At 65.7% G+C, this 25,226-nt stretch carries 27 protein-coding genes; 18 read left to right on the forward strand and 9 right to left on the reverse strand.

The window, feature by feature from the left end:
- Positions 1-51 precede the first annotated feature (51 nt).
- Positions 52-1,479: a sensor histidine kinase gene (locus CCR94_RS11835; protein ID WP_206605826.1), complete on the forward strand. Its 1,428-nt coding sequence runs from the start codon at positions 52-54 to the stop codon at positions 1,477-1,479.
- Positions 1,480-1,497: 18 nt separating this feature from the next.
- Here CCR94_RS11835 and CCR94_RS25080 read toward each other — a convergent pair whose 3' ends face one another.
- Complete coding sequence (locus CCR94_RS25080) at positions 1,498-1,650, reverse strand: hypothetical protein (protein ID WP_158254731.1); 153 nt, start codon at positions 1,648-1,650, stop codon at positions 1,498-1,500.
- A 152-nt stretch (positions 1,651-1,802) separates the two neighbouring features.
- Between CCR94_RS25080 and CCR94_RS11840 the strand changes: the two genes are divergently transcribed.
- The 4 genes from CCR94_RS11840 to CCR94_RS11855 are packed head-to-tail and all read left to right on the forward strand — an operon-like array spanning position 1,803 to position 6,443.
- On the forward strand, positions 1,803-3,209 hold the full coding sequence (locus CCR94_RS11840; protein ID WP_104508082.1) for a murein hydrolase activator EnvC family protein: 1,407 nt from the start codon (positions 1,803-1,805) through the stop codon (positions 3,207-3,209).
- Positions 3,209-4,714: a S41 family peptidase gene (locus CCR94_RS11845; RefSeq protein WP_170068945.1), complete on the forward strand. Its 1,506-nt coding sequence runs from the start codon at positions 3,209-3,211 to the stop codon at positions 4,712-4,714. The genes CCR94_RS11840 and CCR94_RS11845 overlap by 1 nt, the downstream gene beginning before the upstream one ends.
- Before the next feature lie 53 nt (positions 4,715-4,767).
- Positions 4,768-5,937 carry a divergent polysaccharide deacetylase family protein gene (locus tag CCR94_RS11850; protein WP_104508048.1) on the forward strand — a complete coding sequence of 390 codons (1,170 nt, stop codon included), beginning with the start codon at positions 4,768-4,770 and terminating at the stop codon, positions 5,935-5,937.
- A gap of 2 nt (positions 5,938-5,939) precedes the next feature.
- Positions 5,940-6,443 (forward strand): RNA pyrophosphohydrolase, encoded by a 504-nt coding sequence (locus CCR94_RS11855; RefSeq protein WP_104508049.1) that lies wholly within the window; start codon positions 5,940-5,942, stop codon positions 6,441-6,443.
- 56 nt (positions 6,444-6,499) lie between these two features.
- Here the strand turns inward: CCR94_RS11855 and CCR94_RS11860 are convergent, their stop codons facing one another.
- The 5 genes from CCR94_RS11860 to CCR94_RS11880 form a co-directional block, all read right to left on the reverse strand.
- Entirely contained in the window at positions 6,500-7,663 is a 1,164-nt protein-coding gene (locus tag CCR94_RS11860; protein ID WP_146089973.1) for a hypothetical protein, read from the reverse strand.
- 90 nt (positions 7,664-7,753) lie between these two features.
- On the reverse strand, positions 7,754-9,304 hold the full coding sequence (gene gcvPB, locus CCR94_RS11865; RefSeq protein ID WP_104508051.1) for an aminomethyl-transferring glycine dehydrogenase subunit GcvPB: 1,551 nt from the start codon (positions 9,302-9,304) through the stop codon (positions 7,754-7,756).
- Complete coding sequence (gene gcvPA, locus CCR94_RS11870; protein WP_104508052.1) at positions 9,301-10,644, reverse strand: aminomethyl-transferring glycine dehydrogenase subunit GcvPA; 1,344 nt, start codon at positions 10,642-10,644, stop codon at positions 9,301-9,303. Before gcvPA ends, gcvPB begins: the two co-directional genes overlap by 4 nt.
- Before the next feature lie 8 nt (positions 10,645-10,652).
- Positions 10,653-11,321: a DsbA family protein gene (locus CCR94_RS11875; RefSeq protein ID WP_104508053.1), complete on the reverse strand. Its 669-nt coding sequence runs from the start codon at positions 11,319-11,321 to the stop codon at positions 10,653-10,655.
- A 68-nt stretch (positions 11,322-11,389) separates the two neighbouring features.
- Entirely contained in the window at positions 11,390-11,899 is a 510-nt protein-coding gene (locus CCR94_RS11880) for a DUF721 domain-containing protein (protein ID WP_244594039.1), read from the reverse strand.
- Between the two features lie 17 nt (positions 11,900-11,916).
- Between CCR94_RS11880 and mutY the strand changes: the two genes are divergently transcribed.
- The 6 genes from mutY (at position 11,917) to CCR94_RS11910 (ending at position 17,079) form a co-directional block, all read left to right on the forward strand.
- Complete coding sequence (mutY, locus tag CCR94_RS11885; protein WP_104508055.1) at positions 11,917-13,029, forward strand: A/G-specific adenine glycosylase; 1,113 nt, start codon at positions 11,917-11,919, stop codon at positions 13,027-13,029.
- A 35-nt stretch (positions 13,030-13,064) separates the two neighbouring features.
- Positions 13,065-13,334: an Imm74 family immunity protein gene (locus CCR94_RS11890; protein ID WP_104508056.1), complete on the forward strand. Its 270-nt coding sequence runs from the start codon at positions 13,065-13,067 to the stop codon at positions 13,332-13,334.
- Between the two features lie 79 nt (positions 13,335-13,413).
- A complete protein-coding gene (gene ypfJ, locus CCR94_RS11895) occupies positions 13,414-14,304 on the forward strand; it encodes a KPN_02809 family neutral zinc metallopeptidase (RefSeq protein ID WP_104508057.1) in 891 nt (296 codons plus the stop codon).
- Between the two features lie 142 nt (positions 14,305-14,446).
- Positions 14,447-14,734, forward strand: a complete 288-nt coding sequence (locus CCR94_RS11900; RefSeq protein ID WP_104508058.1) for a hypothetical protein — start codon at positions 14,447-14,449, stop codon at positions 14,732-14,734.
- Positions 14,735-14,781: 47 nt separating this feature from the next.
- The gene (gene purD, locus CCR94_RS11905; RefSeq protein ID WP_104508059.1) at positions 14,782-16,047 is read left to right on the forward strand and encodes a phosphoribosylamine--glycine ligase; all 1,266 of its coding nucleotides are present in this window, start codon (positions 14,782-14,784) and stop codon (positions 16,045-16,047) included.
- A gap of 51 nt (positions 16,048-16,098) precedes the next feature.
- Positions 16,099-17,079 (forward strand): quinone oxidoreductase family protein, encoded by a 981-nt coding sequence (locus CCR94_RS11910; RefSeq protein ID WP_104508060.1) that lies wholly within the window; start codon positions 16,099-16,101, stop codon positions 17,077-17,079.
- A gap of 179 nt (positions 17,080-17,258) precedes the next feature.
- Here the strand turns inward: CCR94_RS11910 and gph are convergent, their stop codons facing one another.
- Entirely contained in the window at positions 17,259-17,939 is a 681-nt protein-coding gene (gene gph / locus CCR94_RS11915; protein ID WP_184421469.1) for a phosphoglycolate phosphatase, read from the reverse strand.
- 129 nt (positions 17,940-18,068) lie between these two features.
- Between gph and CCR94_RS11920 the strand changes: the two genes are divergently transcribed.
- A complete protein-coding gene (locus CCR94_RS11920) occupies positions 18,069-18,446 on the forward strand; it encodes a hypothetical protein (RefSeq protein ID WP_104508061.1) in 378 nt (125 codons plus the stop codon).
- A 134-nt stretch (positions 18,447-18,580) separates the two neighbouring features.
- On the opposite strand, the gene CCR94_RS11925 is transcribed toward CCR94_RS11920, so the two are convergent.
- Positions 18,581-19,690: a PA0069 family radical SAM protein gene (locus CCR94_RS11925; protein WP_104508085.1), complete on the reverse strand. Its 1,110-nt coding sequence runs from the start codon at positions 19,688-19,690 to the stop codon at positions 18,581-18,583.
- A 99-nt stretch (positions 19,691-19,789) separates the two neighbouring features.
- Here CCR94_RS11925 and CCR94_RS11930 point away from each other — a divergent pair, with 99 nt between their 5' ends.
- The 5 genes from CCR94_RS11930 (at position 19,790) to CCR94_RS11950 (ending at position 23,856) form a co-directional block, all read left to right on the forward strand.
- Positions 19,790-20,317 carry a transposase gene (locus tag CCR94_RS11930; protein ID WP_104508062.1) on the forward strand — a complete coding sequence of 176 codons (528 nt, stop codon included), beginning with the start codon at positions 19,790-19,792 and terminating at the stop codon, positions 20,315-20,317.
- Positions 20,318-20,758: a cupin domain-containing protein gene (locus CCR94_RS11935; RefSeq protein WP_104508063.1), complete on the forward strand. Its 441-nt coding sequence runs from the start codon at positions 20,318-20,320 to the stop codon at positions 20,756-20,758.
- 120 nt (positions 20,759-20,878) lie between these two features.
- Positions 20,879-22,447: an exodeoxyribonuclease VII large subunit gene (gene xseA / locus CCR94_RS11940; protein WP_104508064.1), complete on the forward strand. Its 1,569-nt coding sequence runs from the start codon at positions 20,879-20,881 to the stop codon at positions 22,445-22,447.
- Positions 22,444-23,196 (forward strand): metallophosphoesterase family protein, encoded by a 753-nt coding sequence (locus CCR94_RS11945; RefSeq protein WP_104508065.1) that lies wholly within the window; start codon positions 22,444-22,446, stop codon positions 23,194-23,196. The genes xseA and CCR94_RS11945 overlap by 4 nt, the downstream gene beginning before the upstream one ends.
- Before the next feature lie 33 nt (positions 23,197-23,229).
- Positions 23,230-23,856 carry an HAD-IA family hydrolase gene (locus CCR94_RS11950; RefSeq protein ID WP_104508066.1) on the forward strand — a complete coding sequence of 209 codons (627 nt, stop codon included), beginning with the start codon at positions 23,230-23,232 and terminating at the stop codon, positions 23,854-23,856.
- 1 nt (position 23,857) lies between these two features.
- Here CCR94_RS11950 and CCR94_RS11955 read toward each other — a convergent pair whose 3' ends face one another.
- Positions 23,858-24,607, reverse strand: a complete 750-nt coding sequence (locus CCR94_RS11955; RefSeq protein ID WP_158254732.1) for a sulfite exporter TauE/SafE family protein — start codon at positions 24,605-24,607, stop codon at positions 23,858-23,860.
- A gap of 205 nt (positions 24,608-24,812) precedes the next feature.
- Between CCR94_RS11955 and CCR94_RS11960 the strand changes: the two genes are divergently transcribed.
- Positions 24,813-25,145 carry a Rieske 2Fe-2S domain-containing protein gene (locus CCR94_RS11960; protein ID WP_104508086.1) on the forward strand — a complete coding sequence of 111 codons (333 nt, stop codon included), beginning with the start codon at positions 24,813-24,815 and terminating at the stop codon, positions 25,143-25,145.
- Positions 25,146-25,226 lie beyond the last annotated feature (81 nt).

The raw sequence follows: 25,226 nt of genomic DNA on the forward strand, positions 1-25,226 counted from the left end.
TTTCCCCAATTCGCTGTTCACAAAAAGTTGTTTCATATTTTCTTGGAAATCGTGCAACAAAGCGACCTGGGCGCATCGGGCGGGAAGAAGACCAAGAGCCGCATGATTCATTCAGGACTGATCGAAGCCGACCTGTTCGAGCTCGCGCCTTGCGGTCTCGCGGTCGTCGCGCCGAGCGGAGAGATTCTTCGCGCCAATCGATTGTTGCGCGGGTGGATCGGGGTTCGCAGTGGGAGCGAAGGCCAAAACCTCGCGGCCTGCCTGGCGGGCGAAGGCCAGGCGTTTTTTGCATCCCTGATCGAAAGCCTGCGCCAGGACGAACCGGTGGAAGAGGTGTTCGCCCTGCTTCAGCGCGGCAATGGCGCGATCCTTCCGGTCTATCTGAACGCCGTGCTGCGCCGGGAGACGGGCGCCGCCGCGCGGGGCGCCGAAACCGTTCATCTCAGTTTCATCAGCGCATGGCGACGCACCGAATATGAGGCGGAATTGCGCCGGGGCAAACGGGCCGCGGAACAATTGGCCGCCATCGTCTCGCATTCGTCGGACGCCATCGTCAGCGTCGACGCGGCCGGGCGCATCCTCAACGCCAACAGGGCCTTTGGCGAAATCTTTCAGTTCGAGCGCGCCGAGATCATGGGCGCCAAGCTCGCGGATCTCATCGTTCCCGAATCCTTTCGCGAACAGTTCGCCGAGAAGTTGAAAAGGGCGGCGCTGCGGCCGATCAAGGGCGAAATCGTTCGTCGCCGTCGCAAGGATGGCGTGTCTTTCGACTTCTCCTTGTCGCTCGCCCCCATCCGCGACGAGCGTACGGGCGCTACGGTCGCGATTTCGGCGATTTACCGCGACGTCACGACCGTGACCCGCGCCGCCGAACACATCGAATTCCTGCTGAGGGAAGTCAACCACCGCTCCAAGAACATGCTCGCGGTGGTGCAGGCCGTGGCGCGGCAGACGGCGCGGTTCGCGGAGAGCCCGGAAGCCTTTACGGATGGTTTCATGGCGCGGCTCACGGCGATCGGCGCCAGCCACGACATGCTGGTTTCGCGCGAATGGCGCGGAGTCGAGATTGCCGAACTCACCCGCATCCAATGTTGCGAGTTGATCGAATCCGAGGAATCTCGGATTTCCGTGTCTGGCGACCTGATCGAAATCAACCCGCGCGCAGCGGAATGCTATGGCTTGGCCTTGCATGAACTGGCGACCAATGCGGTCAAATACGGCGCCCTCTCGACGCCGGACGGCTGGGTGGAGCTGGAATTCGCGCTGGAACAGGACTCCGGGCTCTATCGTTTCACCTGGCGGGAGCAGGGCGGTCCCCCGGTCAGCGCGCCCGAGCGCAGCGGTTTTGGCGTCTGCGTCCTGACGCGCACGGCCCCGCAATCCATCGAGGGCGAAAGCCGCCTGGACTTCCCGCCGGAGGGCCTCACCTATAGCCTGTCCGCGCCCCTGACCCAGGTCGCCATGGCCGGCGCGGAATAAAGACGCTCGAAGTCCGTCTCATTCAGCGCGACAATGACGCTGGGATCGACGCGCGCGCACGGAGGGCGCCAGACGGGGAAAATGGCGGGGATGGGTAAGTTCCGCATGGACGGCGGCGATGATGAACAGGCTGGCGAACAGCATGGGAAGGAGTATGGCCGCGTATGCCATGGCGTCATTCCGCGTCGTTTGAGTTCGATGTCGAGAACAAATAAGGAACAATCGGCGGCTTGTCAAGGGAAAATGCATTGCGCCGGGGCGTCGCCCCATTGCCGTCGCTTCGCGCGGCTTTAATCTGAACGCGGCGAATCGGCGGGAGCGGGATGGCGCGAGGACGAACAACAAGGGGATGGCTCGTCGCGGTCGCGTTCGCCTCGCTTCCGGCGGCGGCGCAAACGGCCGCGCCGCAAACGGCCGCGCCAAAAACCCCCGTCGCCGCCGCGCCGGAGTCCAAGGCCGCCGATCCGAAAGCCGCCGATCTCGACCGGCAGAAGGCCGAATTCAAGGGTGTGCGCGACACGTTGGCGCAGTCGGAGGCGCAGCGTAAAAAGATAGAAGCCGAAATCGACTCCATCCAGAACGACCGCGCCAAGCTGACTGCGGCGTCGATGGACGCGCGACTCAAGGTTGAGGAGGCGGAGACGCGGATGGCGGCGACGGCGGCGCGCCTCGAAACGCTGGCGGGTTCGGAGACCGCGATCCGCAAGTCGCTCGACGGGCGGCGCGACGTGCTGGCCTCCGTGCTGGCGGTGTTGCAGCGCATGGGCCGCAAGCCGCCGCCGGCGCTGCTGGCCCAGCCCGAAGACGTTTTACGCGCGATCCGGGCTTCCATGATGCTCGGCGCCGTGCTGCCGCAATTGCGCGCGGAAACCGAGGCTCTCGCCAGCGATTTGCAGGATCTGGTCTCGCTGCGCGGCGCGATCGCCGGGGAACGCGTGAAACAGGCGGCCGAAGCCGAGGCGCGGCGCAACGAAAGGTCGCGGCTCGACGCCCTGATCGCGGCGCGGCAAAAGGCGATCGGGCAGGCGCAGGAGGCGCTGGCGGCGGAGCGCAAGCGCGCTGAAGCTTTGGCGGGGCAGGCCGCCAGCCTGCAAGATCTGATCGCGCGCATGGAGGGAGAACTCGCCGGCGCCCGCGCGGCGGCGGAAAAGGCTCAGGCGGCGGAGGCGGCGCGCGCCCGGCAGACCGAAAAGGAAGTCGAGGAGGCGCGAAATAAATTCGCCGACGCGCAAAAGCGCGATCCCGCCCGCCTGACGCCGGCCATCGCCTTCGCCCAGGCCAGGGGCCTGCTGTCCCTGCCGGCCGGCGGAACCGTGATCAAATATTATGGCGCGCCCAGCGCTTTCGGCGGCGCCGAAAAAGGACTTTCCCTCGCCACCAGGCCGCAAGCCATTGTTTCGTCTCCATGTGATGGCTATATCGCCTTCAGCGGTCCCTGGCGGTCCTACGGACAACTCTTGATCGTCAACGCCGGTGGCGGCTACTATGTCGTGTTAGCCGGCATGGCGCGAGTCGATGTGTCGGTGGGACAATTCGTTCTCGCGGGCGAACCTGTGGGGTCCATGGGCGACGGGGCGGCGCTATCAGCCGCGTCGGTGGCCATTGCGGCAGCGCAGCCGGTGCTTTATGTCGAGTTTCGCAAGGATGGTGCGGCGATCGATCCGGGACCTTGGTGGGCCAAGGGATCGAGCGGATCAAGCACTCCGGAAAACATGAGGGTTCGCGGATAATGCGCAAGACATCTCTGGTTCTGCTCGGCGTGGTCGTTGGCGCATCCGTCGCCTCGATCGGCGCGCGCGTTCCCTTTTCTACCCCTTGGGCGCCGGCGGGCGCCCATGCGGCGTCGTCCGACGTCTATCGCAGTCTCAATCTGTTCGGCGACGTCTTCGAGAAGGTCCGCACCGATTACGTGGAAAAACCCGACGACAAGAAGATGGTCGAGGCGGCGGTGTCGGGCATGCTCGCCTCGCTCGATCCGCATTCTTCCTACATGGACGCCAAGAGCTTCCAGGACATGCAGATCCAGACGCAGGGCAAGTTCGGCGGGCTCGGCATCGAGGTCATGCAGGAAGACGGCCTCGTCAAGGTGGTCGCGCCGATCGACGACACGCCGGCCGCGCGCGCCGGCATCCTGTCGGGCGACTTCATCACCGCCATCGACGACGAGGCGGTGCAGGGCATGTCCCTCAACCAGGCCGTCGACAAGATGCGCGGCGAGGTCAACACCAATGTCAAGCTGACGCTGGCGCGCGGCGCCAAGAAGGACAAGGTCGAGGTCACGCTGACCCGCGCCGTCATCCAGATCAAGTCGGTGCGCTCGCGCGTCGAGGCCCCCGATATCGGCTATATTCGCGTCACCCAGTTCACCGAACAGACCTATGAGGGCCTGAAGGACGCGATGCAGAAGCTCCAGAAGGACATTCCTGCGGAAAAATTCAAGGGCTTCGTCATCGATCTGCGCAACAACCCCGGCGGCCTGCTCGACCAGTCGGTGGCGGTGGTCAACGCCTTCATCGATCATGGCGAGATCGTCTCCACCCGCGGCCGCAACGCCGACGAGACCCAGCGCTACAACGCCCGCCCGATCGATCTTTCCAAGGGCAAGCCGGTGGTGGTGCTGATCAATGGCGGCTCCGCCTCGGCCTCCGAGATCGTCGCCGGCGCGCTGCAGGATCACAAGCGCGCTACGCTGATCGGCACGCGCTCGTTCGGCAAGGGATCGGTGCAGACCATCATCCCGCTCGGCATGAACAACGGCGCCCTGCGCCTGACCACGGCGCGCTATTACACGCCCTCGGGCCGTTCGATCCAGGCCAAGGGCATCGAGCCTGACTTGACGGTGCTGGAGGATGTGCCCGACGACTTGAAGGGCAAGGACAAGACCGAGGGCGAGGCTTCGCTCAAGGGCCATCTCAAGAATGGCGACGACGAGGCGCATGGCTCCCAGGCCTATGTGCCGCCGGACGCGGCCAAGGACAAGGCGCTGCATGCCGCGCTCGACCTGCTGCGCGGGGTGAAGACCGCCGAGGCCATCAAGGCGGAAAACGCCAAGCCGGTCGCCGACGTCGCCAAGCCCAATTCCGAGGACAAGCCCGCCGACAAGTCCGAGAACAAGTCAGCCGACAAGCCCTCGGGCCGGCCGGCCGAGGCGCCTCCGGCGGCGCCCCCCGTCAGGCCGCAGGGCGAACCGGTGTTGAAGCCTGCTCCCACGCCCGCTCCCGTTCCGGAAAAGTGATTTTTGCTCGATCGGCCCGTCGCTCGCGGCGGGCCGGCTTTTTCTGACGGGCCATGCTGGACGACCTTGACCGCCCGCTGGGGCTTGATCGAACAGAACAGCCGGAGGGCGGGCGCAAGCCGCTTTGGTCGGTCGGCGCTGTTGTGGCCATGACCGTGGCTGCGGGCGGGGCTTGGCTGGCCGCGCAGCAGGGCGTTGGTTTGTCGGGCCTCGGCCAGCAGGCGCCGGGCGGCGAACCCGAGGCGCGCGCGTCGATTCAGCCGCTGCCGCCGCCCGCGCCCCCGGCGCCTCAGGTTCAGGTTCAGCAGGCCGCGCCGGAAGCCGCGCAACCCGGCCAGCAAGGGGAGATCGAGAACGGCGTCCGCGTGATCCGCGGCGGCGGCGCGGCTGGTCCCGCCATCATCCGCGTGCCCGACGGCGCCGCCGCGCCGCTGGCGCCGGCCCCCGATGCGCGCCTCGTCGAAAAGAGCCGGTTCGGCCTGCTGCCCAAGCGCGGCAAGGACGGCGCGACCCCCGCGCAGGTCTACGCCAGGCCGCGGCCGGCGGTTACGGCGCCGCGCATCGCGATCATCATCGGCGGCATGGGGCTCAACGATGTTGCGACCCAATCCGCGATTTCGCGTCTGCCGGCGGCGGTGACGCTGGCCTTCGCGCCCTACGGCGCTCATCTCGAGAGTCTTGCCGGTTCAGCGCGGGAGGCCGGCCACGAAATCCTGCTCCAGGCGCCGATGGAGCCCTTCGACAACGCGGATAGCCCGGGGCCGCATGTGATCCCGGCCGGCGACGCGCCCAGGGCCGAGGACGAGTTGCATTGGCAGATGAGCCGGATGGTCGGTTATTTCGGCGTGATCAATTATCTCGGCGGCAAGCTGACCGCAGATCGCGAATCCGTGTCCGCCCTGATGGCGGAATTTTCGCGGCGCGGCCTGAATTATGTGGATGACGGCTCCTCGCCGCAAAGCCTCGCCGGCGAGGCGGCGGCGGAGAAAGGCGTGAATTTCCTGAAGGTCGATGTCAGGATTGACGAAACGCGCAAGCCGGAAGCTATTGACGCCGCGCTGATCAAGCTCGAAAACTTGGCTAGACAGAACGGCGTCGCCGTCGGATTCGCTTCGGGACTGACAATGACCAGCGAACGCATCGCCAATTATCTCGCCGACATCCGGCGCGGCGGCGTGGTTTTGGCGCCAGTCTCGGCGGCTTTCGCCGGTGACAAGAGGTGAGAATGGATGCTCTGACTTACCGGCCCTGCGTCGGTATCATGCTGCTCAATGCGGAAGGTTTGGTTTTCGTGGGACGGCGCAAAGCCCGGCGTGGCCCGGACGTTCACCCGCTCGAACACGAATGGCAGATGCCGCAGGGCGGCATCGACGAGGGCGAGACGCCCTACAAGGCGGCCATGCGCGAATTGCGCGAGGAAACCAATGTGCGCAACGCCGATTTGCTCGGCGAGGCGCCGAACTGGCTGAGCTACGATCTTCCGACCGACGTCGGCAGAAAAAACTGGCGCGGCCGGTTTCGCGGGCAGACGCAAAAGTGGTTCGCGCTGCGGTTCACTGGCAAGGACTCCGAGATCGACATCGACACGCCGGACAATGGCAAGCATCGCGCCGAATTCGACGCCTGGCGCTGGGAGCGCATGGACCGGTTGCCGGAATTGATCGTGCCGTTCAAGCGGCAGGTCTATGTGCAGGTGTGCTCGCATTTCGCGCATCTGGCGGGGGGGTGAGCGCATCGGGTCACCTCCCCTCGGATTTGTCCCCGAAGCTCGCGAAGCTGAATCGCCTATTCATCCCACGCGACGGCGTCAAGACAGGCCTTGAATTTGCCGTCGATGCAATGGCGATCGGGGTCAAAGGTCAGCACCCGGTCTCGCCCATACCACCAATTTGTGTTGATCGGATGCAGATGCCGAAATGAATAAAATAGGGAGGGCACGTTGCGCGCAAACCATCCGGCGAAACGGTGCGTGCGCCATTGGGCGCGCTCCGGGCAGCGCGCGGGCGCAACGGCCCACTTGCGGCGGCAACTGTTGGGATGCTTGGGAATGACGCCGAATTGCATATTCGGTTTTTCCGCGACGAAATAGTCGCGATGGCGGGCGCGCTCTTGCGGCGGCGTGTCAAGGCCGCCGCCGCTAATTCCATACAACCAGTGGCCCTGGCAGGTGATCGCGCCCAGCGGCGATGATTCCGCCGCCGCAAAAATACTGCCGGGACCCACGACCAGTTCGTCAATGTCGCAATTCAACGCGCTGCGGGCGCGCGCGAGGAAGCGCCAGCGCGCATGCTCCAACATGCCGGATTGACAAAAATCGGAATCCCACGGCCGGTCGCCTCCGCCCAACGGGCCGTATTTGAATGGCCATTCGACGATGGCCGATGCTTTCAATCCGCCGACTTCCGCGATGGCTTGCGCCAATGCGTGGACATCGTAGTCGGTCGAACCGTTGTCATAGAGAAGCAAGGCGTCGGCGCCATGATTATCGCGATGATAGCGAATCCAATCCTGAATCCAGCTCAGCTTGTTGTTCTTTGACAGAGTGAACAGAACACGTCTGCCAGCAAATAACTCTGCACCCGATGGCGAGGCGACGCATTCAACGGCGCCGAGGCTGGACTCCAGGCGCGCGCTCTCGGTTGCAACATCCACGTGCATGCGTATTGCCCGGTCAAGGGGGATTATCCTTGCAGGATGGCGCGCTCCTTCGGCGCACATCTGTAGATGTTCCATCAGCGGTCCAAGATTAAACAATGGCGGCCCGATCATAATGGTCGATTTGCCCGAATTGAAAACGTCATAAAATAAAACGTCATTGTCGAAGCGTTCGTTGAAATCAGCGTCGCGTAAGACAATTGGTCGTGTGGGTTCGCGCCGAACGTGTGAGAACGCGCTGAGCATCACGGGAGTCGGGGAGAAAATGCGTGTTTGAAATTGCAAGGTCTTCATGAGTATCGATGTTTTCTACGCGGAGGCGCTGGGGATCCCGTAGGCGTCGGACGCTCCCCGCCGGGAGGCGTCGGGCATCGACAACTGCGCTCAACCCGCATTGGGTTCGCGCTCGCCCACCGGCTTCTTGTAAGTCAGCACCGGTTTTCGCGCGGCGGCGGTTTCGTCGAGCCTCGTGCGCGGCGCGTAATAGGGCGCGCCGGTGAAACGCTCGACCTCGCCGTTTTTCACGCTGAAGGCGAGATCGCGCAAAGTGGCGATGAACATTTCCAGGAAGGCGGCGGATTCCGATTCCGTCGGCTCGATCAGCATGGCGCCATGCACCACCAGCGGGAAATAGACCGTCATCGGGTGGATGCCCTCGTCGATCATCGCCTTGGCGAAATCCAGCACGGTGACGCCTGAGTCCTTCATCCAATGGTCGTCGAACAGGGCTTCGTGCATGCACAGGCGCTCGGCGAAGGGCGAGGACATCACGTCCTTGAGGCAAACGCGGATGTAGTTGGCCGACAGTACGGCGTTTTCCGAGGCCATGGCCAGGCCGTCGCCGCCATGGGAGAGAATGTAGCTGAGCGCGCGGACGAACATGCCCATCTGGCCGTGGAAGGCCGCCATGCGGCCAAAACTTTGCGTGCCCTCTTTGTCCTCGACCAGCACAAATTTATCGCCGTCGCGGCGCAGGAAGGGCACGGGGGCGAACGGGGCGAGCCGGCTCGACAGCACCACCGGGCCGGCGCCGGGACCGCCGCCGCCGTGCGGCGTGGAAAACGTCTTGTGCAGGTTGATGTGCATGGCGTCGACGCCGAGGTCGCCCGGCCGCACTTTGCCGACGATGGCGTTGAAATTGGCGCCGTCGCAGTAAAAGTAAGCCCCGGCCTCGTGGACCAGCCGCGCGATTTCGACAATGTCGCGCTCGAACAGCCCGCAGGTGTTGGGATTGGTCAGCATGATCGCGGCGACATCGGGGCCGAGCGCGGCGGCGACGGCTTCAGGGTGCACCAGCCCGTCCTCGCCCGCCGGGATCACGCGCACCGAGAAACCGAGCGCGGCGGCGGTGGCGGGATTGGTGCCATGGGCCGATTCCGGCGCCAGCACCACTTTTCGCGTCGCGGCTTCGCCCCGCGCGGAAATCGCGGCCTTGATTGTCATCATGCCGCACATTTCGCCGTGCGCCCCGGCCTTGGGCGACAAAGCCACCGCTTCCGTCCCGGTGAGTTCGATCAGCCAGCGCGACAAGTCCGCCATCAGCTCCAGCGCGCCCTGCACGGTGTAGAGCGGCTGCAACGGGTGGATGTCGGCAAAGCCGGGCAGCCGCGCCATTTTTTCGTTGAGGCGCGGGTTGTGCTTCATGGTGCAGGAGCCGAGCGGATAAAGCCCGGCGTCGATGGCGTAATTCTGCTGCGACAGCCGCACGTAATGGCGCAAGGTTTCCGGTTCGGACAGGCCGGGCAGGCCAAGCGGCGACTTGCGCTCCAACCCGCCGAGGCGCGGCGTGAACTCTTTCGGCGGGTCGATGTCCACGCCGGTGAAATCCTCGCGGCCGTGCTCGAAAATCAGCCCGGTCTCGTGGGCGAGGCCGTGATGGCCAGAAAACGTGCGCGGCAGTTTCTTCTCGGAAAAACGCGGGTTTTCCTCAGTCATCGCGCGGCCTCCTCGCGTAAAGCCGCGATGAGAACCGCGCGGTCGTCGTCGGTGTTGATCTCGCTGCTGGCGACCAGCAGCAGGTTTTCCAACCCGGCGCCGGGTGAAAGCCGCGACACCGGCACGCCCGCGAGCAGCTTTTGGGTCGCCGCCCGTTCAACAAATTCAGCAGCCGAACCGGGCAATTCGATGCAAAATTCGTTGAAGAAACTTTCATTCAGCAGTTTGACGCCGGGGATCGTCTCGATTTCGCCGGCGAGCGCCACCGCATTGGCGTGATTGACCAGCGCGAGTTCGCGCAAGCCCTTTGCGCCCAGCAGCGACAGGTGGATGGAAAAGGCCAGCGCGCACAGGCCGGAGTTTGTGCAGATGTTGGAGGTGGCCTTTTCGCGGCGGATATGCTGCTCGCGGGTCGAGAGCGTCAGCACGAAACCGCGCCGTCCCTGGCTGTCGAACGTCTGGCCGCACAGGCGTCCCGGCATTTGCCGCACATATTTTTCGCGGGTGGCGAACAGGCCGAGATAGGGGCCGCCGAAATTCAGGCCGTTGCCGATCGACTGGCCTTCGGCGACGACGATGTCGGCGCCCTGCGCGCCCGGACTTTCGATCAGGCCGAGCGAGAGGATTTCGGTGACGACCGCCACCAGCAGCACGCCCTTGGCCTTGCACGCCGCCGCCAGCGGGCGCAAATCGCGCAAATGGCCTGATACGTCGGGCGATTGCACGACCACGCAGGCGAGGCTGTCGTCGATCCGCGAGACGAGGTCTTCTTGCGCCAGCGGATCGGGCGGCAGAATCGTGATTTCGTCGTCGGCCATGTCCGACAGCGTGCGCGCCGTCTCGGCGTAATGCGGATGCAGACCGCCGGAGAGCAGGGCTTTTCGCCGCCGCGTCACGCGATGCGCCATCAGGACGGCTTCCGCCGTCGCCGTCGAGCCGTCGTACATGGAGGCGTTGGCGACCTCCATGCCGGTGAGCCGCGCCACCTGGGTCTGGAACTCGAACAGGACTTGCAGCGTGCCCTGCGAAATTTCCGGCTGGTAGGGCGTGTAGGAGGTCAAAAATTCCGAGCGCTGGATCAGGTGATCGACGCTGGCGGGGACGTGGTGCTTGTAGGCTCCCGCGCCAAGGAAGAAGGGGACCGCGCTGGCGGAAATGTTCTTCGCCGCCAGCGCGCCGAGCGCGCGCTCGACTTCAAGTTCGGTCTTGCGGCGCGGCAGATCGAGCGGCGTCTTCAACAGCTTGTCGGCCGCGTCCGTAAAAAGATCGTCGATATCGGCGAGGCCCATGCGGGTGAGCATGTCCTCGCGCTCGGTCGGACTGAGCGGCAGATAGCGCATGAACGTCCTTATTTCAGATAGGGCGCGAGCACGGCGTCGAGCTCGGAAGCCGGGATTTCGCCGGGGCGCCTGTCGCCGTTGATGTAGAAGGTGGGGGTGGCGGTGACGCCGAACTTGGTCTCCGCCACGCGACGCATGGCGTCGATCTTCTTGAACATAGCCTCGTCGTTGAGGCAGGCTTCAAAAGCGCTCTGGCTCATGCCGGTCTGTTTCAGGGTCGTGGTCAGGGCGTCCAGCGGGTTGTTGCCGAAGGCCCAGCCGCGCTGGGTCTGAAACAGCAGTTCGACCACCGCCTCGCGCTTGTCGCCGGAGCAGCGCGCCAGCATGGCGGCGGCGGCGGCCAGCGGGTCGAGCGGGAATTCGCGCAGGACATAGCGCGCCTTGCCCTTGTCGATGTAATTGGCCTTGAGCTTGGGCAGGGTCTCGGTCGTGAAGGCGGCGCAATGCGAGCAGGTCATCGAGGCATATTCGACGATCGTCACCGGCGCCTTGGGGTCGCCGATCCAGAGATCGGGCAGGGCCTGTTCCGCCATCAATTGATCGAGCGGAATTTTCGCGGGGCCTTCCTCGGCGGCCAAGGCGGGGTGGGCGCCCAGACCCAAGGGGGCGACGACAAGAGCGGCGGCGCTGAAGGCGAGAAGGGCGCGGCGGTTGAGGCCGGGTCGGAAAGGCGGCATGGGGAAGTCCTGCGTGAAAAGGCGACGGTCTATATAAACGGCGGCGCCGCGCCGCGAAAGCCCCGCGCTTACACGCCGCCGGCGCGGCCGCGAATCGCACGCGCCCCGAGCAGGGTCAGCGCCTTGCGCAAGCCTTCGTCTAAAACCCCTTCGGTGGCGCGGCGCGCTTCTTCCAGCGCCTCCGGGTCGGGCGGGGCGATCCGAATCGGGCCGGCGGCGCGCTCCAGCGGCCCCTGGCGAATCGCCAGCCGTCCCACGGCGCGCCAGCCGAGATGGGCGTTGACCCGCTGCACGATCTGCGGCGCCATGTGCTGCACCTCGATCGCCATCGCCCCGATCACGCGTAAAACCAGGGTGGCCGGCTCCACGGCCGCGTTGGGGTCGCGCTCGCGCGGACGCGGCGGCCATTGCAGCTTGATCGGCTCGCAGCACTCGGCGAGCCTTTGGCCGATGATGTCATCCCAATGCAGGATCAGGCTCGATTGCCCGAACCCCTGTTTCGCCAGCACAGGATCGACAGCGCCGCCGATGAGGTCGGCGAGCGGTTTGGGATAAGAGGCTTTCTTTCGCGGGTTCACCAAGCCATTGTGAGGCTGTGACACGCAAAAGCAAGAGCGAAATCGGCAAGTCCTCTCTCTCCAAGTCCTTGCTCGTCTGGTACGACCGGGCGCGGCGCGATCTGCCGTGGCGCGCGGCGCCGGGCGAACGGCCGGATCCTTATGCGGTCTGGCTGTCGGAAATCATGCTGCAGCAGACCACCGTCGCGGCGGTGAAAGCCTATTACGAAAAATTTCTCGCGCTGTGGCCGCGCGTTGATGATCTCGCTGCGGCGTCGCTTGAACAGGTTTTGCAAGCCTGGGCGGGCCTTGGCTATTATTCCCGCGCGCGCAACCTCCACGCTTGCGCGCAACGCGTGGTCGTGGAGCATGGCGGCGTCTTTCCTCCGCGGGAGAGCGAGTTGCGCCGCCTGCCGGGGGTCGGGCCCTACACGGCCGGGGCGATCGCGGCCATCGCCTTCGACCAGCCGGCGCCCGTGGTGGATGGCAATGTCGAACGGGTCGTGGCGCGGCTCTTGGCGCTGGAAACGCCCTTGCCGGCGGCCAAGAAAGAGATTTTCGCCTTCGTCGCCGACATTTTGCCGCATGACCGTCCCGGCGATTTCGCCCAGGCGATGATGGATCTCGGCGCGACCGTGTGCGCGCCGCGCGCGCCGGGCTGCCTGATCTGTCCGCTGGCGCGGTTTTGCGCCGCCAGGGGCGGCGATCCCCGGGATTTCCCGAAAAAGCCGCCGAAAAAGGCGCGGCCGTTCCGGCGCGGCGCGGCTTTCGTGCTGCGCCGCGCCGATGGCGCCGTGCTCGCGCGGCGGCGGCCCGAGCGCGGCCTGCTCGGCGGCATGACCGAATTTTTCGGCTCGGACTGGCGCGAGGGCCGCGCCGAGGACTGGCCGGAAAAACGCGGGCGCGAGCGGGCGCCCTGCGCCACGGCGAACTGGCGGCTGGCCGGCGAGATCGACCATGTCTTCACCCATTTCGCTCTGAGACTGGCGGTGTTCGTCGCCGCCGCGCCGGCGGATTTTTCCGCGCCCGAAGGCGGCTTCTGGCTTGCGGCCGACGATTTGCGCGCCGCCGCCTTCCCTAGCGTCATGCGAAAGGTCGAGGCTTGCGCGTTGAAGGCATGGGACTTGCCAGCGCCGGCAAAGCCGGCATGATGCCGCCCGTGATTACGAAAGGTCGGGGAGCGTCCATGTCCAAGAAACGCGGCGACAGGCCCGAGGTTGCGCTGACGGAAGGCGCGATCCGCGTGAGCTGGAAAGGCCGGGTGCGCACCATCCTGCCATCGCCCAAACCGCAGGACGCGGAAGACGAGGCGGATTTTTTCGTCGATCTCGACGATGTCGTGTGCTGGGATCCGCCAGACGACGAGACCGAGATCGAGATGCACGAATTGCAGCGCATCCTCGAAGCCATCGACGAGGCTTTCGAGCGCATGGGGCTGGTGGTGGCTTATGAGTGAGCCAAAGCCGTCCTTGCGCTTTTCCAAAGCCGATGCAGCCTGCTAATACCGCGACAAAGCGTAACCGGAGTGCGCCGCGATGAAATGGGAAGATTTCCGCCAGTCCGACAATATCGAGGATCGCCGTGGCTCCGACGACACGGGCGGCGGCGGCATGATGGGCGGATCGTCCGGCCATCTCGGGCTTGGCGCCATGATCGTGCTGGGCATCATCGGCTACGCCTTGGGGATCGATCCGAGGGTGCTGATCGGCGGCGCGGAAATGGTGTCGCACGTGTCTTCGGGCGCGCAGCACCAGAGCGCCGCGCCGCGCGGCCAGGTGGGCGCGCCAAAAGACCGCATCGGCCAGTTCGTCGCCGCCATTCTCGCCGAGAACGAGGATGTGTGGAAGGACGTGTTGCCACAGCAGGCCAATGTCCGCTTCGTTCCCGCGCCGGTCGTGCTGTTCAACGGCCAGACCCGTTCGGGGTGTGGCAAGGCGCAATCGGCCATGGGGCCGTTCTATTGCCCCGAAGACAAGAAAATCTATCTCGACACCTCGTTCTTCCGCGAGATGCAACAAAAATTCGGCGGCGGCGGCGATTTCGCCTACGCCTATGTGATTTCCCACGAAATGGGCCACCACATTCAGGACCAGCTCGGCATTCTCTCGAAATGGCAGGACGCGCAGCAGAACGCCGGCAGCAAGGCGCAGGCCAACGCCATATCGGTGCGCATCGAATTGCAGGCCGATTGCCTCGCTGGCGTCTGGGCCGCCAACGCCAACCAGAAATGGCAGGTGCTCGAAGCAGGCGACGTCGAAAAGGCGATCGCCACGGCCCAGGCCATCGGCGACGACAAGTTGCAGGAGGCCTCGCGCGGCTATGTCGTGCCGGACAGCTTCACCCACGGTTCGGCGGCGCAGCGCGTGCAATGGCTGCAACGCGGGCTGCAATCGGGCAAGATCGCCAGTTGCAACACCTTTAACTGAGCTGGCGCGAATCGTGCTTTGGCGCATGATCCCAAAAAGTGGACACCGGTTTTTGGAAAAGATCATGCGAAAACCAAGAGGCTAGAGCGCGATGCGTTTCCGTGGAGACGCATCGCGCTCTAGCGTTGCGAAAGGAGCGCCCATGCCGTCGATTCCCGTCGCCAATCTCACCGAACAGGGCCAGGACATGGTGATCGTCATCATGGACCCGCGTTTCGTCCAGGCCAATCCAAGCCAGCAGGAGGCGGTCATCGGGCAGTTGCAGGCGCGTTCCGACGCCTGCGGGCTCAAGGGGACCGTCGCTTTGGTCTGGGATGGCGGAGGTTGGATGGATTATCTGGCGCCGCAGCCCTGGCATGATTTTTTTCGCGGCGTCACGCTCGACGACGTGCGCGCGCGGATCAACGCCGCGATTACCTGGCAAAGTTGACCTGAAGCGCCGCCTCGCCCTAAAGACAGCGCCGAAACGAGGCGCACATGAACGTTCTTCTCATCGGCTCCGGCGGGCGCGAACATGCGCTGGCTCTGGCGCTCGCAAAAAGCCCGCTGCTGACAAAACTGTTCGCCGCGCCCGGCAATCCCGGCACGGCGCAAGTCGCCACGAATGTCGCGCTCGACGTCGCCGACGCGCGGGCCGTGATCGCCTTCTGCCAAATCCAGAACATCGGTTTTGTCGTGATCGGGCCGGAGCAGCCGCTGGTCGATGGCCTTGTGGACGCGCTCGAAGCCGCCGGGATCAAGGCGTTCGGGCCCTCAAAACTTGCGGCGCGGCTCGAAGGCTCCAAGGGCTTCACCAAGGATCTTTGCGCCAAATATGGCATTCCCACCGGCGCCTATGCGCGTTTCACCGACCGCGACGCCGCCTTGGCCTATTTGCGCGACAAGGGCGCGCCCATCGTGGTCAAGGCCGACGGCCTCGCCGCCGGCAAGGGGGTCACGGTCGCGCTGACGCTAGCCGAGGCGGAAAGCGCGGTGAACGACCTGTTCGGCGGCGCGTTTGGCGCGGCCGGGGCGGAATGCGTGATCGAGGAATTTCTCGACGGCGAGGAGGCTTCGTTCTTCGCTTTGTGCGACGGCGACAAGGCTTTGGCGTTTGCTTCGGCGCAGGACCACAAGCGGGTCGGCGACGGCGACACCGGGCCGAACACCGGCGGCATGGGCGCCTATTCGCCCGCGCCGGTCGTGACCGACGCCATCGCCGCGCGGGTGATGGACGAAATCGTCAATCCGACCGTCGCGGCGATGAAGGCCGAGGGCTGCCCGTTCAAGGGGGTGCTGTTCGTCGGGCTGATGATCGGCGAGGACGGCCCAAAACTGATCGAATTCAACACGCGATTCGGCGATCCCGAATGCCAGGTGATGCTGGCCCGGCTTGAGGACGATCTGTTGGGGGCGCTGCTCGGCTGCGCCGTCGGGAACCTGCCGGAAAAGGTCCATCTCTCGCCGAAAACCGCGCTGACCGTGGTGATGGCGGCGCGGGGCTATCCCGGAACGCCGAAAAAGGGCGGGGTCATCGCCGGGATCGCCGAGGCTGAAACAATCGCCGGCGTCAAGATCGTCCACGCCGGCACCAAAATGCACGGCGAAAACCTCGTCGCCAATGGCGGCCGCGTGCTGAACGTGGTGGCGCTGGCCGACAGCGTTTTCGACGCCCAAAACCTCGCCTACCGGGGCGTGGACGCGCTCGACTTCCCCGATGGCTTCTGCCGCCGCGATATCGGCTGGCGGGCTATTGGCCATTAGGGAACAGCCGCGCCGGGTGGCGGAGAATTCAGCAAGACGGGACAAGCGATCATGCAAGCCTTGGTGTTCGACAGGACCGGCGACCTCTCCGCCCTGACCCTGGCCGAGCGGCCAGATCCGGTCGCCGGGCCGGGCGAGGCCGTCGTCGAGGTGATGGCCGCCGGCCTGAACCCCAGCGACGTCAAGAACGTGCTTGGCTTCTTCCCGGCCTACACCACGCCGCCGCGCATTCCCGGTCGGGATTTCGCCGGCGTTTTACGCCAGGGGCCGCCGGAGCTGATCGGCAGAAAAGTGTGGGGCACGGGCCTCGGTCTCGGCTTCACCCAGGACGGAACCCATGCGGATTTCGTCAAACTGCCCGCCGCCGGCTGCGCGCCCATGCCGGCAAAACTTTCGTTCGCGGAGGCGGCGGCCTGCGGCGTGCCCTACACCACCGCCTATGACGGCCTCGTCCGCGCTGGCGTCGGTCCGGGGAAAAATCTTGTGGTGATCGGCGGCAATGGCGCGGTCGGCCGCGCCGCTCTGGCGCTGGGCAAGGCCATGGGCGCGCGGGTGGTGGCGGCGGTTCGGCGGCAAGCCCAGGCGGAAAAGCTCGACGCGCTCGGATACGAAACATTGGTTCTCGGCGCGCCCGACGCTTTCGCCGCGCTGGTCGCGCAAAAATATTCCGGCGGCGCCGACGTGATTTTCGAAACCACCGGCGCCTGGCTGCCGGCCGCCGTGCGCGCCTGCGCCAAACACGGCTCGATCTGCGTGATCGCCCCGCCCGGCGCGGGCCAGTTGACCGTGGATTTCCCGGTGCTGGATTTTTACCGGCGCGGACTGACGCTGATCGGCGTCAACTCGCTGCTGCACGACACCGTCGCCTGCGCCAAAATGCTGACGACTTTCGCCGGCTGGTTCGACAGCGCCGCCCTGCCGCCGCCGCCCCGGGCGGAAAGCCGCCCGTTGAGCGAGGGATTGGCCGCTTATGCGGAGGTCAAGGCCGGCTTTTCCGAAAAGATCGTGCTGGTCCGGGCCGAGGCGCGCTGACGCCTCGGCTCAGATCGGCCATCCGACCTTGAACGGGTCCAATTCGGCGGGATGGCTGGCCGCGGCGCGCTTGTTTCGGAATCATTCGCGGTCGCTGCGGCCCAGAGCATATGGTCGCTGGAAACAGCATCGTAAAGACAAGACAAAAGCCGGCCTTTGCGAAGACTTTTTTGAAAACTTTACCCGAGCAGGCGTAACGCGGCCTTCGGCAATTCGCTGAAATGCGAGATCACCTGGTCTGGCGAGTATTCCTGCACGGGGCGATCCGTATAGCCGAAATCGACCGCGATCACTGGCACGCCCGCCGCCTTGGCCGTGGCTATGTCGGTCTTGCTATCGCCCACCATGATCGTTCTCGCGGGTGCGCCGCCCGACGCCGCAATGGTGCGCAGCAGCGGCGTCGGATCGGGTTTCGCCACGCCGAACGTGTCCTGGCCGCAGATGAAGGCGAATCGCTCGATCACACCGAGTTTTTCCAGCAGAATCTTGGCCGGGCGCTCGATCTTGTTGGTGCAAACCGCGAAAAAGCCGCCCGTCCGCTCCAGTTCATCGAGCGCCGCCTCGACGCCGGGATAGAGCAGGGTTTCGTCGGCGATGCGGGTCTCGTAATGGGCGAGAAACAGGCGGAACATTTCGTCTTCGCGGGCTGCGTCCACGGTCGCGCCCTGCTGGCGCAAGGCGCGCTGGATCAGGGCGCGCGCCCCGGCGCCGAGCAGCGAGCGGGCGTCCTCGGCCGGCGTCGTGGCGAAACCCGCCTGCGTCATCACATGGTCGAGCGTTCCCATCAGGTCGGGCGCCGTGTCGGCCAGCGTGCCGTCGAGATCGAACACATAAAGAATCTTGTCCGCCTGTTGCAACAATTGCGCCTCCTCGCGATTTGTCCCCTATAGCATCGACGTCCCGCTCCGGCCACGCCCGCGCGACGGTTGACAAAGCCGGAGGGCCGGGGAAATTGCTTCCGGGCGGCGATTCGCGCGGAGCGAGGGAACATGGCGAAGCGTTCAAGGTTTTTCTTACCGATCGTTGTCGCGGCGTGCGCCGCGACGGCGGCAGGGGCGGCGCACGCCGGCAATTTCGAATTCCTCGCGGCGCCGGCGACCGATCTCAACCGCATCTTCCGGCTCGACAAGGCCACGGGCGAGATCGGGGCCTGCCAATATGGCCTGACCGACGAGGGCTCGATCGGCGTGACCCTTTGCTACAGGTCTGGCGACGGGGCCGGGCCGCAGGCGCCCAGCGAATACGGTCTGGTCGCCTCGCGCCACGAACGCGAGGGCGGCGTGTTCCGCGTCGATCTGCGCACGGGCGCCATGTCGATCTGCTATGTGCTGAAACAGGCCGTGGTCTGCACCCCGCCCAACAAATAGGGTTTCATGCGGCGCGGCGATCCCGATCCGCAGCAGACGCAAAATCTCATGGGCGGCGCCTTGGCGCGGCAACCATGGCGAGACCATTCCCTCGCCCTGGCGGGCCGCGCGCATCCTCACACCTCGCGCTGGTCTCAAAACAAACTCAGCTGCACCCCTCCGGCTTGCGGGCTGATGAACAGGTCGCTGCGCAGCTTCGTCTTGTGCTTGCCAAACCCCAGCCGTTCGCAGGCGAGTTCGAAGCGCCGGCCCAGTGTCCAGGCGTAGGGTCCGGTTCCCGTCATGCGCTTGCCCCAGCTCGAGTCGTAGAGCTTGCCGTCGCGGGTCGAGCGCAGCAGCGACAGAACCTTGCGATATTTGTCCGGAAAATTCTCCAGCAGCCAGGCGCCGAACAGGTCCTGCGTTTCCAGCGGCAGGCGCAGCAGGATATAGCCGGCCTCGCTCGCCCCGGCGGCCTGGGCGCGGGTGAGAATCGTTTCCATTTCGTGGTCGGTGACGCCGGGGATTACCGGCGCGACCATCACCGCCGCAGGCACGCCGGCGCACGCCAGCGCCTTGATCGCATCGAGCCGCCGCTCCGGCGTGGAGGCGCGCGGCTCCATGGTGCGGGCGAGGCCCCGGTCCAGGGTCGTCACCGACAGCGCCACCTTGACCAGTCCCTTGGCCGCCATTGGCGCAAGCAGATCGAGATCGCGCAGCACATGGGCGGATTTGGTGACGATGGCCACGGGGTGACAGGCCTCCGCAAGAACCTGCAAGACCTCGCGCATCACCCTGTGGCGGCGCTCGGTGGGCTGGTAGGGGTCGGTGTTGGTTCCGATGGCGATGGTCTTGGGCTGGTAGCTTGGCGCCGACAATTCGCGGCGCAGCAGATCGGCGGCTCCGTCCTTCACCGTCAGCCACGTTTCGAAATCCAGCCCCGGCGACAGGCCGAGGAAGGCGTGGGTCGGGCGGGCGAAACAATAGACGCAGCCGTGTTCGCAGCCGCGATAGGGGTTGATCGAGCGCTCGAAGCCGATGTCGGGAGATTCGTTGCGCGTGATCAGGCTGCGCGGACGCTCGTGGGCGATTTGCGTGGCGAAGGCCGGCAAATCCTCCAGCGCGCCCCAGCCGTCGTCGAAATCCTCGCGGCTTTCGCGCTCGAACCGTCCGCTTCGGTTCGCCGGCGCGCCGCGACCGCGTCGGCGAGCCGGCGCGACATCGGCGGGCGCCACGCTGTCGAGAGGAAGGGGGCAGGCGGTCATGTCTCGCTCCCGGAACAAATCATAAACGAACAATCGGAGAACATTAACCTTCTGTCAAGGCCTTTTGCGCCGGGCCAGAAAAGAGGCTAAAGCTGCGCCATGATCTCGGTCGTGCTGCTCTCCCCCTCGCTTCGCGCCGCCGCGCCCGACCCGCGCGCCGCCGAGGCTTTGGCGCGCAGCCTGGGCGCGTTGGTGCGGGCCACCGTGGAGGGCGTGGTGCGCGACGCCGCGCTGATCGGCCCGGCGGGGGAAGACCTTGCCGCGATCGCCGATTACGCCGGCTGCGCCTATGCGGAGGCCCAAAACCTCGGCGAGGGTCTGGCGGGCGCCTTGAGCGAAACGCGCGGCGACATCGTCTTCGTGTTCGAGGGCGGCTATGCGCCGCAAACCGGCTTCATCGAGGAGGCGAGCGATCTCCTTTTGGAAGGCGCTAACTTTTCCGGCGCGCTGCTGCGGCGCGCGCCCCACACTCTGGCGACGCGGTTGGCGCCCAATCTCGCCCGCCCGGTCGGCCTGCTGGCGCAACGCGTCGCCCTGCGCGGGGCGCGGGCGCGCGACCTCGACGCGCTGATCCGCCATGTCAGGCCATCGCGCACCTTAAACGTGCGCGCCGTAAGGACGGTATGAATGGATCTTGATCTGCGCGACCCCACGCTTGCGGCGGCGGACGTCATCGCCGCGCTGCGGCTGCGGGCCCACCCCGAAGGCGGCCATTACCGCGAAATTTTCCGCGACCGGCCCGAAGGCGGGACGCGCGGCGCCGCCACCAGCATCTATTTCCTGCTGGCCGAGGGCGAGGCGTCGCGCTGGCATCGCGTCGATGCGGCGGAAATCTGGCTCTGGCACGCCGGCGCGCCGCTGCGGCTCAATATTGCCGACCCGGAAGGCCAGCGCGAACAAAAGCTCGGCCCCGATCTCCTGGCCGGCGAAACCCTTCAGGCGACCGTGCCCGCTGGCGACTGGCAGGAGGCGCGAAGTTTTGGCGCCTGGACGCTGGTTTCCTGCATCGTGGCGCCGGCCTTCGACTTCGCGGGCTTCGAACTCGCGCCGCCGGACTGGACGCCGTAGCGCATTGTCAAGCGAAGTGGACACCGGTTCGCGTGAAGAAAATGCGTTAAAACAATATTCTAGAGCATATTCCCGAAAAGGGTCTCGCCAAGGCCGGGGCGAATTGATTAACTTGGCACAATGGCCGATTCCTCTCCCACCAACGCCCTCGAAATCAGCGTTTCCGAACTCTCCGGCGCGCTCAAGCGCGCCATCGAGGATCAGTTCGGGCATGTGCGGCTGCGCGGCGAGATTTCCAATTATCGCGGGCCGCATTCGTCGGGCCACGCCTATTTCAGCCTGAAGGACGCCAACGCCCGCATCGACGCGGTGGTCTGGAAAGGCGTGTTCCTGCGGTTGAAGACCAAGCCGCAGGAGGGGCTCGAAGTCATCGCCACCGGCAAGATCACCACCTTTCCGGGGAAAAGTTCGTACCAGATCGTCATCGAGCAGTTGGAGCCGGCGGGCGTCGGCGCGCTGATGGCGCTGTTGGAGGAGCGGCGCAAGAAACTTGCCGCCGAGGGCCTGTTCGATGAGGCGCGCAAGAAGAAACTGCCTCATCTGCCAGGGGTGATCGGCATCGTCACCTCGCCGACCGGGGCGGTGATCCGCGATATTCTGCACCGGCTCGCCGAGCGCTTCCCCCGCCGCGTGCTGGTCTGGCCGGTGCGCGTGCAGGGCGAAACCTCGGCCGCCGAAGTCGCGGCGGGCATCCGGGGCTTTAACGCCCTGACGCCCGGCGGCAAAATCCCGCGCCCGGACCTGCTGATCGTGGCGCGCGGCGGCGGCTCGCTGGAAGATCTGTGGAGCTTTAACGAGGAAGAGGTTTTGCGGGCGGCGGCGGAGTCGCAAATCCCGCTCATCTCCGCCATCGGCCACGAGACCGACTGGACCCTGCTCGACCATGTCGCCGATCTGCGCGCGCCGACCCCGACCGGCGCGGCGGAAAAGGCGGTGCCGGTGCGCGCCGAACTGTTGGCGAACGTCAACGCGCTGGCGCGGCGCCACGACGAGGCGATCCTCCGGCTGATCGAGCGCCGCCGCAATGATTTGCATTCGCTCGCCCGCGCCTTGCCGCAGGCGGAGGCCCTGCTGTCGACGCCCCGGCAGCGCCAGGATCGCGCAGCGGAACGCCTCGCCTCGGCGCTGCGCGGTTTTGTCGGCGCGCGGCGGCTCGCGTTGGCGGAAGCCTCCCGCCTGCTCGCCCGCCACGCGCCGCAGGCGGAGTTGCAGCGCGTCGCCGGGCGGCTGAACACGCTGAAATTTCGGTTGGAGTCGGCAGGCCGGGGGATGGCTGACCGCCGTCGTGAGCGATTCGTCACGCTCGGCGCCCGGTTCGATGCGGCTTTCGCCGGGCGCGTGCGGTTGCTCGGCCATGAACTCCAGGGGCGGCGCGAACGCGCGCAAAATCTCAGGCTCAGGCTCGACGGCGCCTTTGTCGCCGCTCTGGCGCGCCGCCGCGACCGCCTCGCCCACGCCACACAGTTGCTTGGGGCGGTCGGGTATCAGGCGGTGCTGCAACGCGGTTTCGTCCTGGTGCGCGACGCCGAAGGCGGCGTCGTCCGCTCGGCGCGGCAGGTGGGGGCCGGCGATTCGCTGCATCTCCATTTTGCGGACGGTCAGGTGGACGCGATCGTGAAAGGCGAGGAACCCGTCAAAAAACGCGCGCCGGCCAAAAAAACGCCGGGCGGGCAGGGCAGCCTGTTTTGAGGCTCGCCCTGCTTACCGACATCCACGGCAACCGCGAGGCTTTTGACGCCTGCCACGCCGAGGCGCGGCGGCTCGGCGCCGAAAATTTCGCCTATCTCGGCGATCTCGTCGGCTATGGCGCCGAGCCCGCCTATGTGGTCGATCGCGTCGCCGAGGATTTTTCAAGAGGCGGCTTTGGCGTGATGGGCAATCACGATCTGGCCGTGGTCGAGCCGAAGGCGCGGCGCATGTATGACGAAGCCCGCCGCGCCGTCGAATTCGCGGCGCGCCAACTCGACGCGGCGCAGCGGGGATTTCTCGCCGCTCTGCCCTTCACGGCGACGCGCGCCGGCGTCTCGGGTTCGGTCTTGTTCGTCCATGCCGAGGCGAGCTTTCCGCAACGTTTCCGTTATGTGCAATCGGCGGAGGATGCGACGCTGTCCATGGATGCGACGACGGCCCATGTCACCTTCTGCGGCCATGTCCATCGTCCCATGCTTTACCACCGCAGCGGGGACGCGCCGGCCATTTCCTTCGCGCCGACGGAGACCCCGACGCCGCTGGCGCGCAGTCGGCGCTGGCTGGCGACGCTCGGCTCTGTGGGCCAGCCGCGCGACGGCGACCCGCGCGCCGCCTTCGCGCTTTACGACCTGGACCGCGCCATCCTGACGTTTCACCGCGTGGACTATGACGTGGAGGCGGCGGCGCGAAAGATTGTCCGCGCCGGCCTGTCGGAGTTTTTCGCGGAGCGCCTGTTTGCGGGGCGTTAGATCTCGTTAATCGCGATCTGCTATGGGCGGCTCATGACCTATTCCCTTGTCATCTTCGATCTCGACGGCACGCTGGCCGACAGTTTTCCTTGGTTCACCCGCCATGTGAACGCGGCGGCGGAAAAATTCGGCTTTCGGCGTGTCGAAAATTTCGAGGCGCTGCGCCATGCGGATTTTCGCGAGACCTTTGACCGGCTGGAGGTTCCCCGTTGGAAATGGCCGGCGATCGCGCGGCACATGCGGCAGGTGAAGACGCTGCATCTCCATGAGATCGCGCTGTTTGCGGGCGTGGAGCCGATGCTGCGGGCGCTGTCCGGGGCGGGCGTGCGGCTGGCTCTGGTCAGTTCCGACAGCGAGGCCAATGCGCGCCGGCAGCTTGGCGCTCTCGCGGACCTGTTTTCGCAGTTCGATTGCGGGGCGTCGGTGTTCGGCAAGGCGCGGAAGTTTCGCCGGGTGACGCGGCTGGCCGGGGTGGCGCCCGACGCCGTCCTCAGCATTGGCGACGAGATCCGCGACATCGAGGCCGCGCGCGACGCCGGCATCGCCTGCGGCGCCGTGTGCTGGGGTTACGCCGCGCCCGAAGTTTTGCGGACGCGGGAACCCGATTTCATTTTCACGCGGATCGACGACATTGTCGAAGCCTTGCTGAAGTCGGCCTGATTCACCCGTACTGCCGCCAGAACACCAGCGCCACGATCACGCTGTTCAGGCCGATGATCGCCAGCCGCGCCTTGGCTGGTTCGAGACGGCGGCCGTAATGGCCGGCGACATAGCCGCCGATCGCCGCGCCGATGAGCAGAGCCGCCATTTGGCGCCAGTAGATCAGCCCCCCGAAGATGAAGAACAGCGACGCCGTGGCGTTCATCGCGGCGTTGAGCAGGTTGCGCGAGGCCTGCATCATATTGATGCTGGCGCGGGTGAGCACGCTCCAGACCGCCAGCATCATCACGCCGACAGCGCCGCCGAAATAGCCGCCGTAAATGCCCAAGACGAATTGCGCGACGGGCAGCGCCGCCGGGTGGACGGATATGCGTGTGTGCAAGAAATCGCCGAGCTTGCGGCCGAAGGCGAACACCAGCACGCCAAACAGGAGCAGGAAGGGAAAAATGTCATCGAATACGCGCTGCGGCGTCGAGATCAGCAGCAGCGCGCCCAAAACACCGCCGACAACGCTGAGGGCCGCCATGGTGGAGAATTTGACCGATTCAAAATTCTGGAAATCCTTGCGATAGGCGAAGGCCGTGGCGAGCGCGCTTGGCACCAGCGCGACGGTGCTGGTGGCGTTGGCGTTGAGCGAGGGCACGCCGGCCGCGACCAGCGCCGGCAGAGTCACAAACGAGCCGCCGCCGGCGATGGCGTTCATCGCGCCGCCCAACAGGCCGGCGCCGGCGATCAGAACGAGATCCTGCACGTGAAGCATCCTGAGTTAAAAATGGTGAGGCCAAACTAGAGCTTTTTCACGTTTCGTGGAAACATGAAAAAGCTCCAGATCTTTGTTTTAACGCATTTTCTTAACGCGAACCGGTGTCCGCTTCGCTTGAAAATGCTCTAGCAGAGTCGCCATGGCCCACAACTTGCCTCGCTCAGTCAACTTCCGTTCGCGCGAGGCCGTCACAATGAATTTTTCCGTCGTTTGTCCCACAAGCGCGATCGCGCAAGGCGGCATGGGCCTGTTCCAGGTCGGCAAGAAGAGCGTGCTGCTGGTCTGGCCGGAGGGCGGCGACCTCAAAGCCTATCGCGGCCGCTGTCCGCATGCCGATGTCCCGCTCACTGAAGCGGGGTTCGACGGCGCATGCGTCATTTGCCCGATTCATCAATGGGGCTTTGACGCGGGCAACGGCAAATGCGTCACCCACGACTTCCCCAAGGCGCTGCACGCCTATGCACTGCGCGTCGAAGGCGACGAGATCAAGGTCGATCTCGGCCCGGTCAGGCCGGCGCGCGCCTGACCTTATTGCGGCGCGTTGGCCTTGGTTTCGTCCGGGGGCGTGTCGCCATGCGGCTGGGCCGCGGCGGGCGCGGGCTTGGCG

It is taken from the genome of Rhodoblastus sphagnicola (assembly GCF_002937075.1).
Taxonomy (GTDB): Bacteria; Pseudomonadota; Alphaproteobacteria; order Rhizobiales; family Beijerinckiaceae; genus Rhodoblastus; species Rhodoblastus sphagnicola.

Coding starts and splice junctions, on each gene's coding strand:
- CCR94_RS11950 (WP_104508066.1), top strand. CDS start 23,230: ATGACCTATTCCCTTGTCATCTTCGATCTCGACGGCACGCTGGCCGAC.
- ypfJ (WP_104508057.1), top strand. CDS start 13,414: ATGAAATGGGAAGATTTCCGCCAGTCCGACAATATCGAGGATCGCCGT.
- gcvPB (WP_104508051.1), bottom strand. CDS start 9,304: ATGACTGAGGAAAACCCGCGTTTTTCCGAGAAGAAACTGCCGCGCACG.
- CCR94_RS11845 (WP_170068945.1), top strand. CDS start 3,209: ATGCGCAAGACATCTCTGGTTCTGCTCGGCGTGGTCGTTGGCGCATCC.
- CCR94_RS11840 (WP_104508082.1), top strand. CDS start 1,803: ATGGCGCGAGGACGAACAACAAGGGGATGGCTCGTCGCGGTCGCGTTC.
- CCR94_RS11860 (WP_146089973.1), bottom strand. CDS start 7,663: ATGAAGACCTTGCAATTTCAAACACGCATTTTCTCCCCGACTCCCGTG.
- CCR94_RS11930 (WP_104508062.1), top strand. CDS start 19,790: ATGATCTCGGTCGTGCTGCTCTCCCCCTCGCTTCGCGCCGCCGCGCCC.
- CCR94_RS11855 (WP_104508049.1), top strand. CDS start 5,940: ATGGATGCTCTGACTTACCGGCCCTGCGTCGGTATCATGCTGCTCAAT.
- CCR94_RS11925 (WP_104508085.1), bottom strand. CDS start 19,690: ATGACCGCCTGCCCCCTTCCTCTCGACAGCGTGGCGCCCGCCGATGTC.
- CCR94_RS11960 (WP_104508086.1), top strand. CDS start 24,813: ATGAATTTTTCCGTCGTTTGTCCCACAAGCGCGATCGCGCAAGGCGGC.
- purD (WP_104508059.1), top strand. CDS start 14,782: ATGAACGTTCTTCTCATCGGCTCCGGCGGGCGCGAACATGCGCTGGCT.
- CCR94_RS11850 (WP_104508048.1), top strand. CDS start 4,768: ATGCTGGACGACCTTGACCGCCCGCTGGGGCTTGATCGAACAGAACAG.
- CCR94_RS25080 (WP_158254731.1), bottom strand. CDS start 1,650: ATGGCATACGCGGCCATACTCCTTCCCATGCTGTTCGCCAGCCTGTTC.
- CCR94_RS11910 (WP_104508060.1), top strand. CDS start 16,099: ATGCAAGCCTTGGTGTTCGACAGGACCGGCGACCTCTCCGCCCTGACC.
- CCR94_RS11920 (WP_104508061.1), top strand. CDS start 18,069: ATGGCGAAGCGTTCAAGGTTTTTCTTACCGATCGTTGTCGCGGCGTGC.
- CCR94_RS11900 (WP_104508058.1), top strand. CDS start 14,447: ATGCCGTCGATTCCCGTCGCCAATCTCACCGAACAGGGCCAGGACATG.
- gcvPA (WP_104508052.1), bottom strand. CDS start 10,644: ATGCGCTATCTGCCGCTCAGTCCGACCGAGCGCGAGGACATGCTCACC.
- CCR94_RS11890 (WP_104508056.1), top strand. CDS start 13,065: ATGTCCAAGAAACGCGGCGACAGGCCCGAGGTTGCGCTGACGGAAGGC.
- CCR94_RS11935 (WP_104508063.1), top strand. CDS start 20,318: ATGGATCTTGATCTGCGCGACCCCACGCTTGCGGCGGCGGACGTCATC.
- CCR94_RS11875 (WP_104508053.1), bottom strand. CDS start 11,321: ATGCCGCCTTTCCGACCCGGCCTCAACCGCCGCGCCCTTCTCGCCTTC.
- xseA (WP_104508064.1), top strand. CDS start 20,879: ATGGCCGATTCCTCTCCCACCAACGCCCTCGAAATCAGCGTTTCCGAA.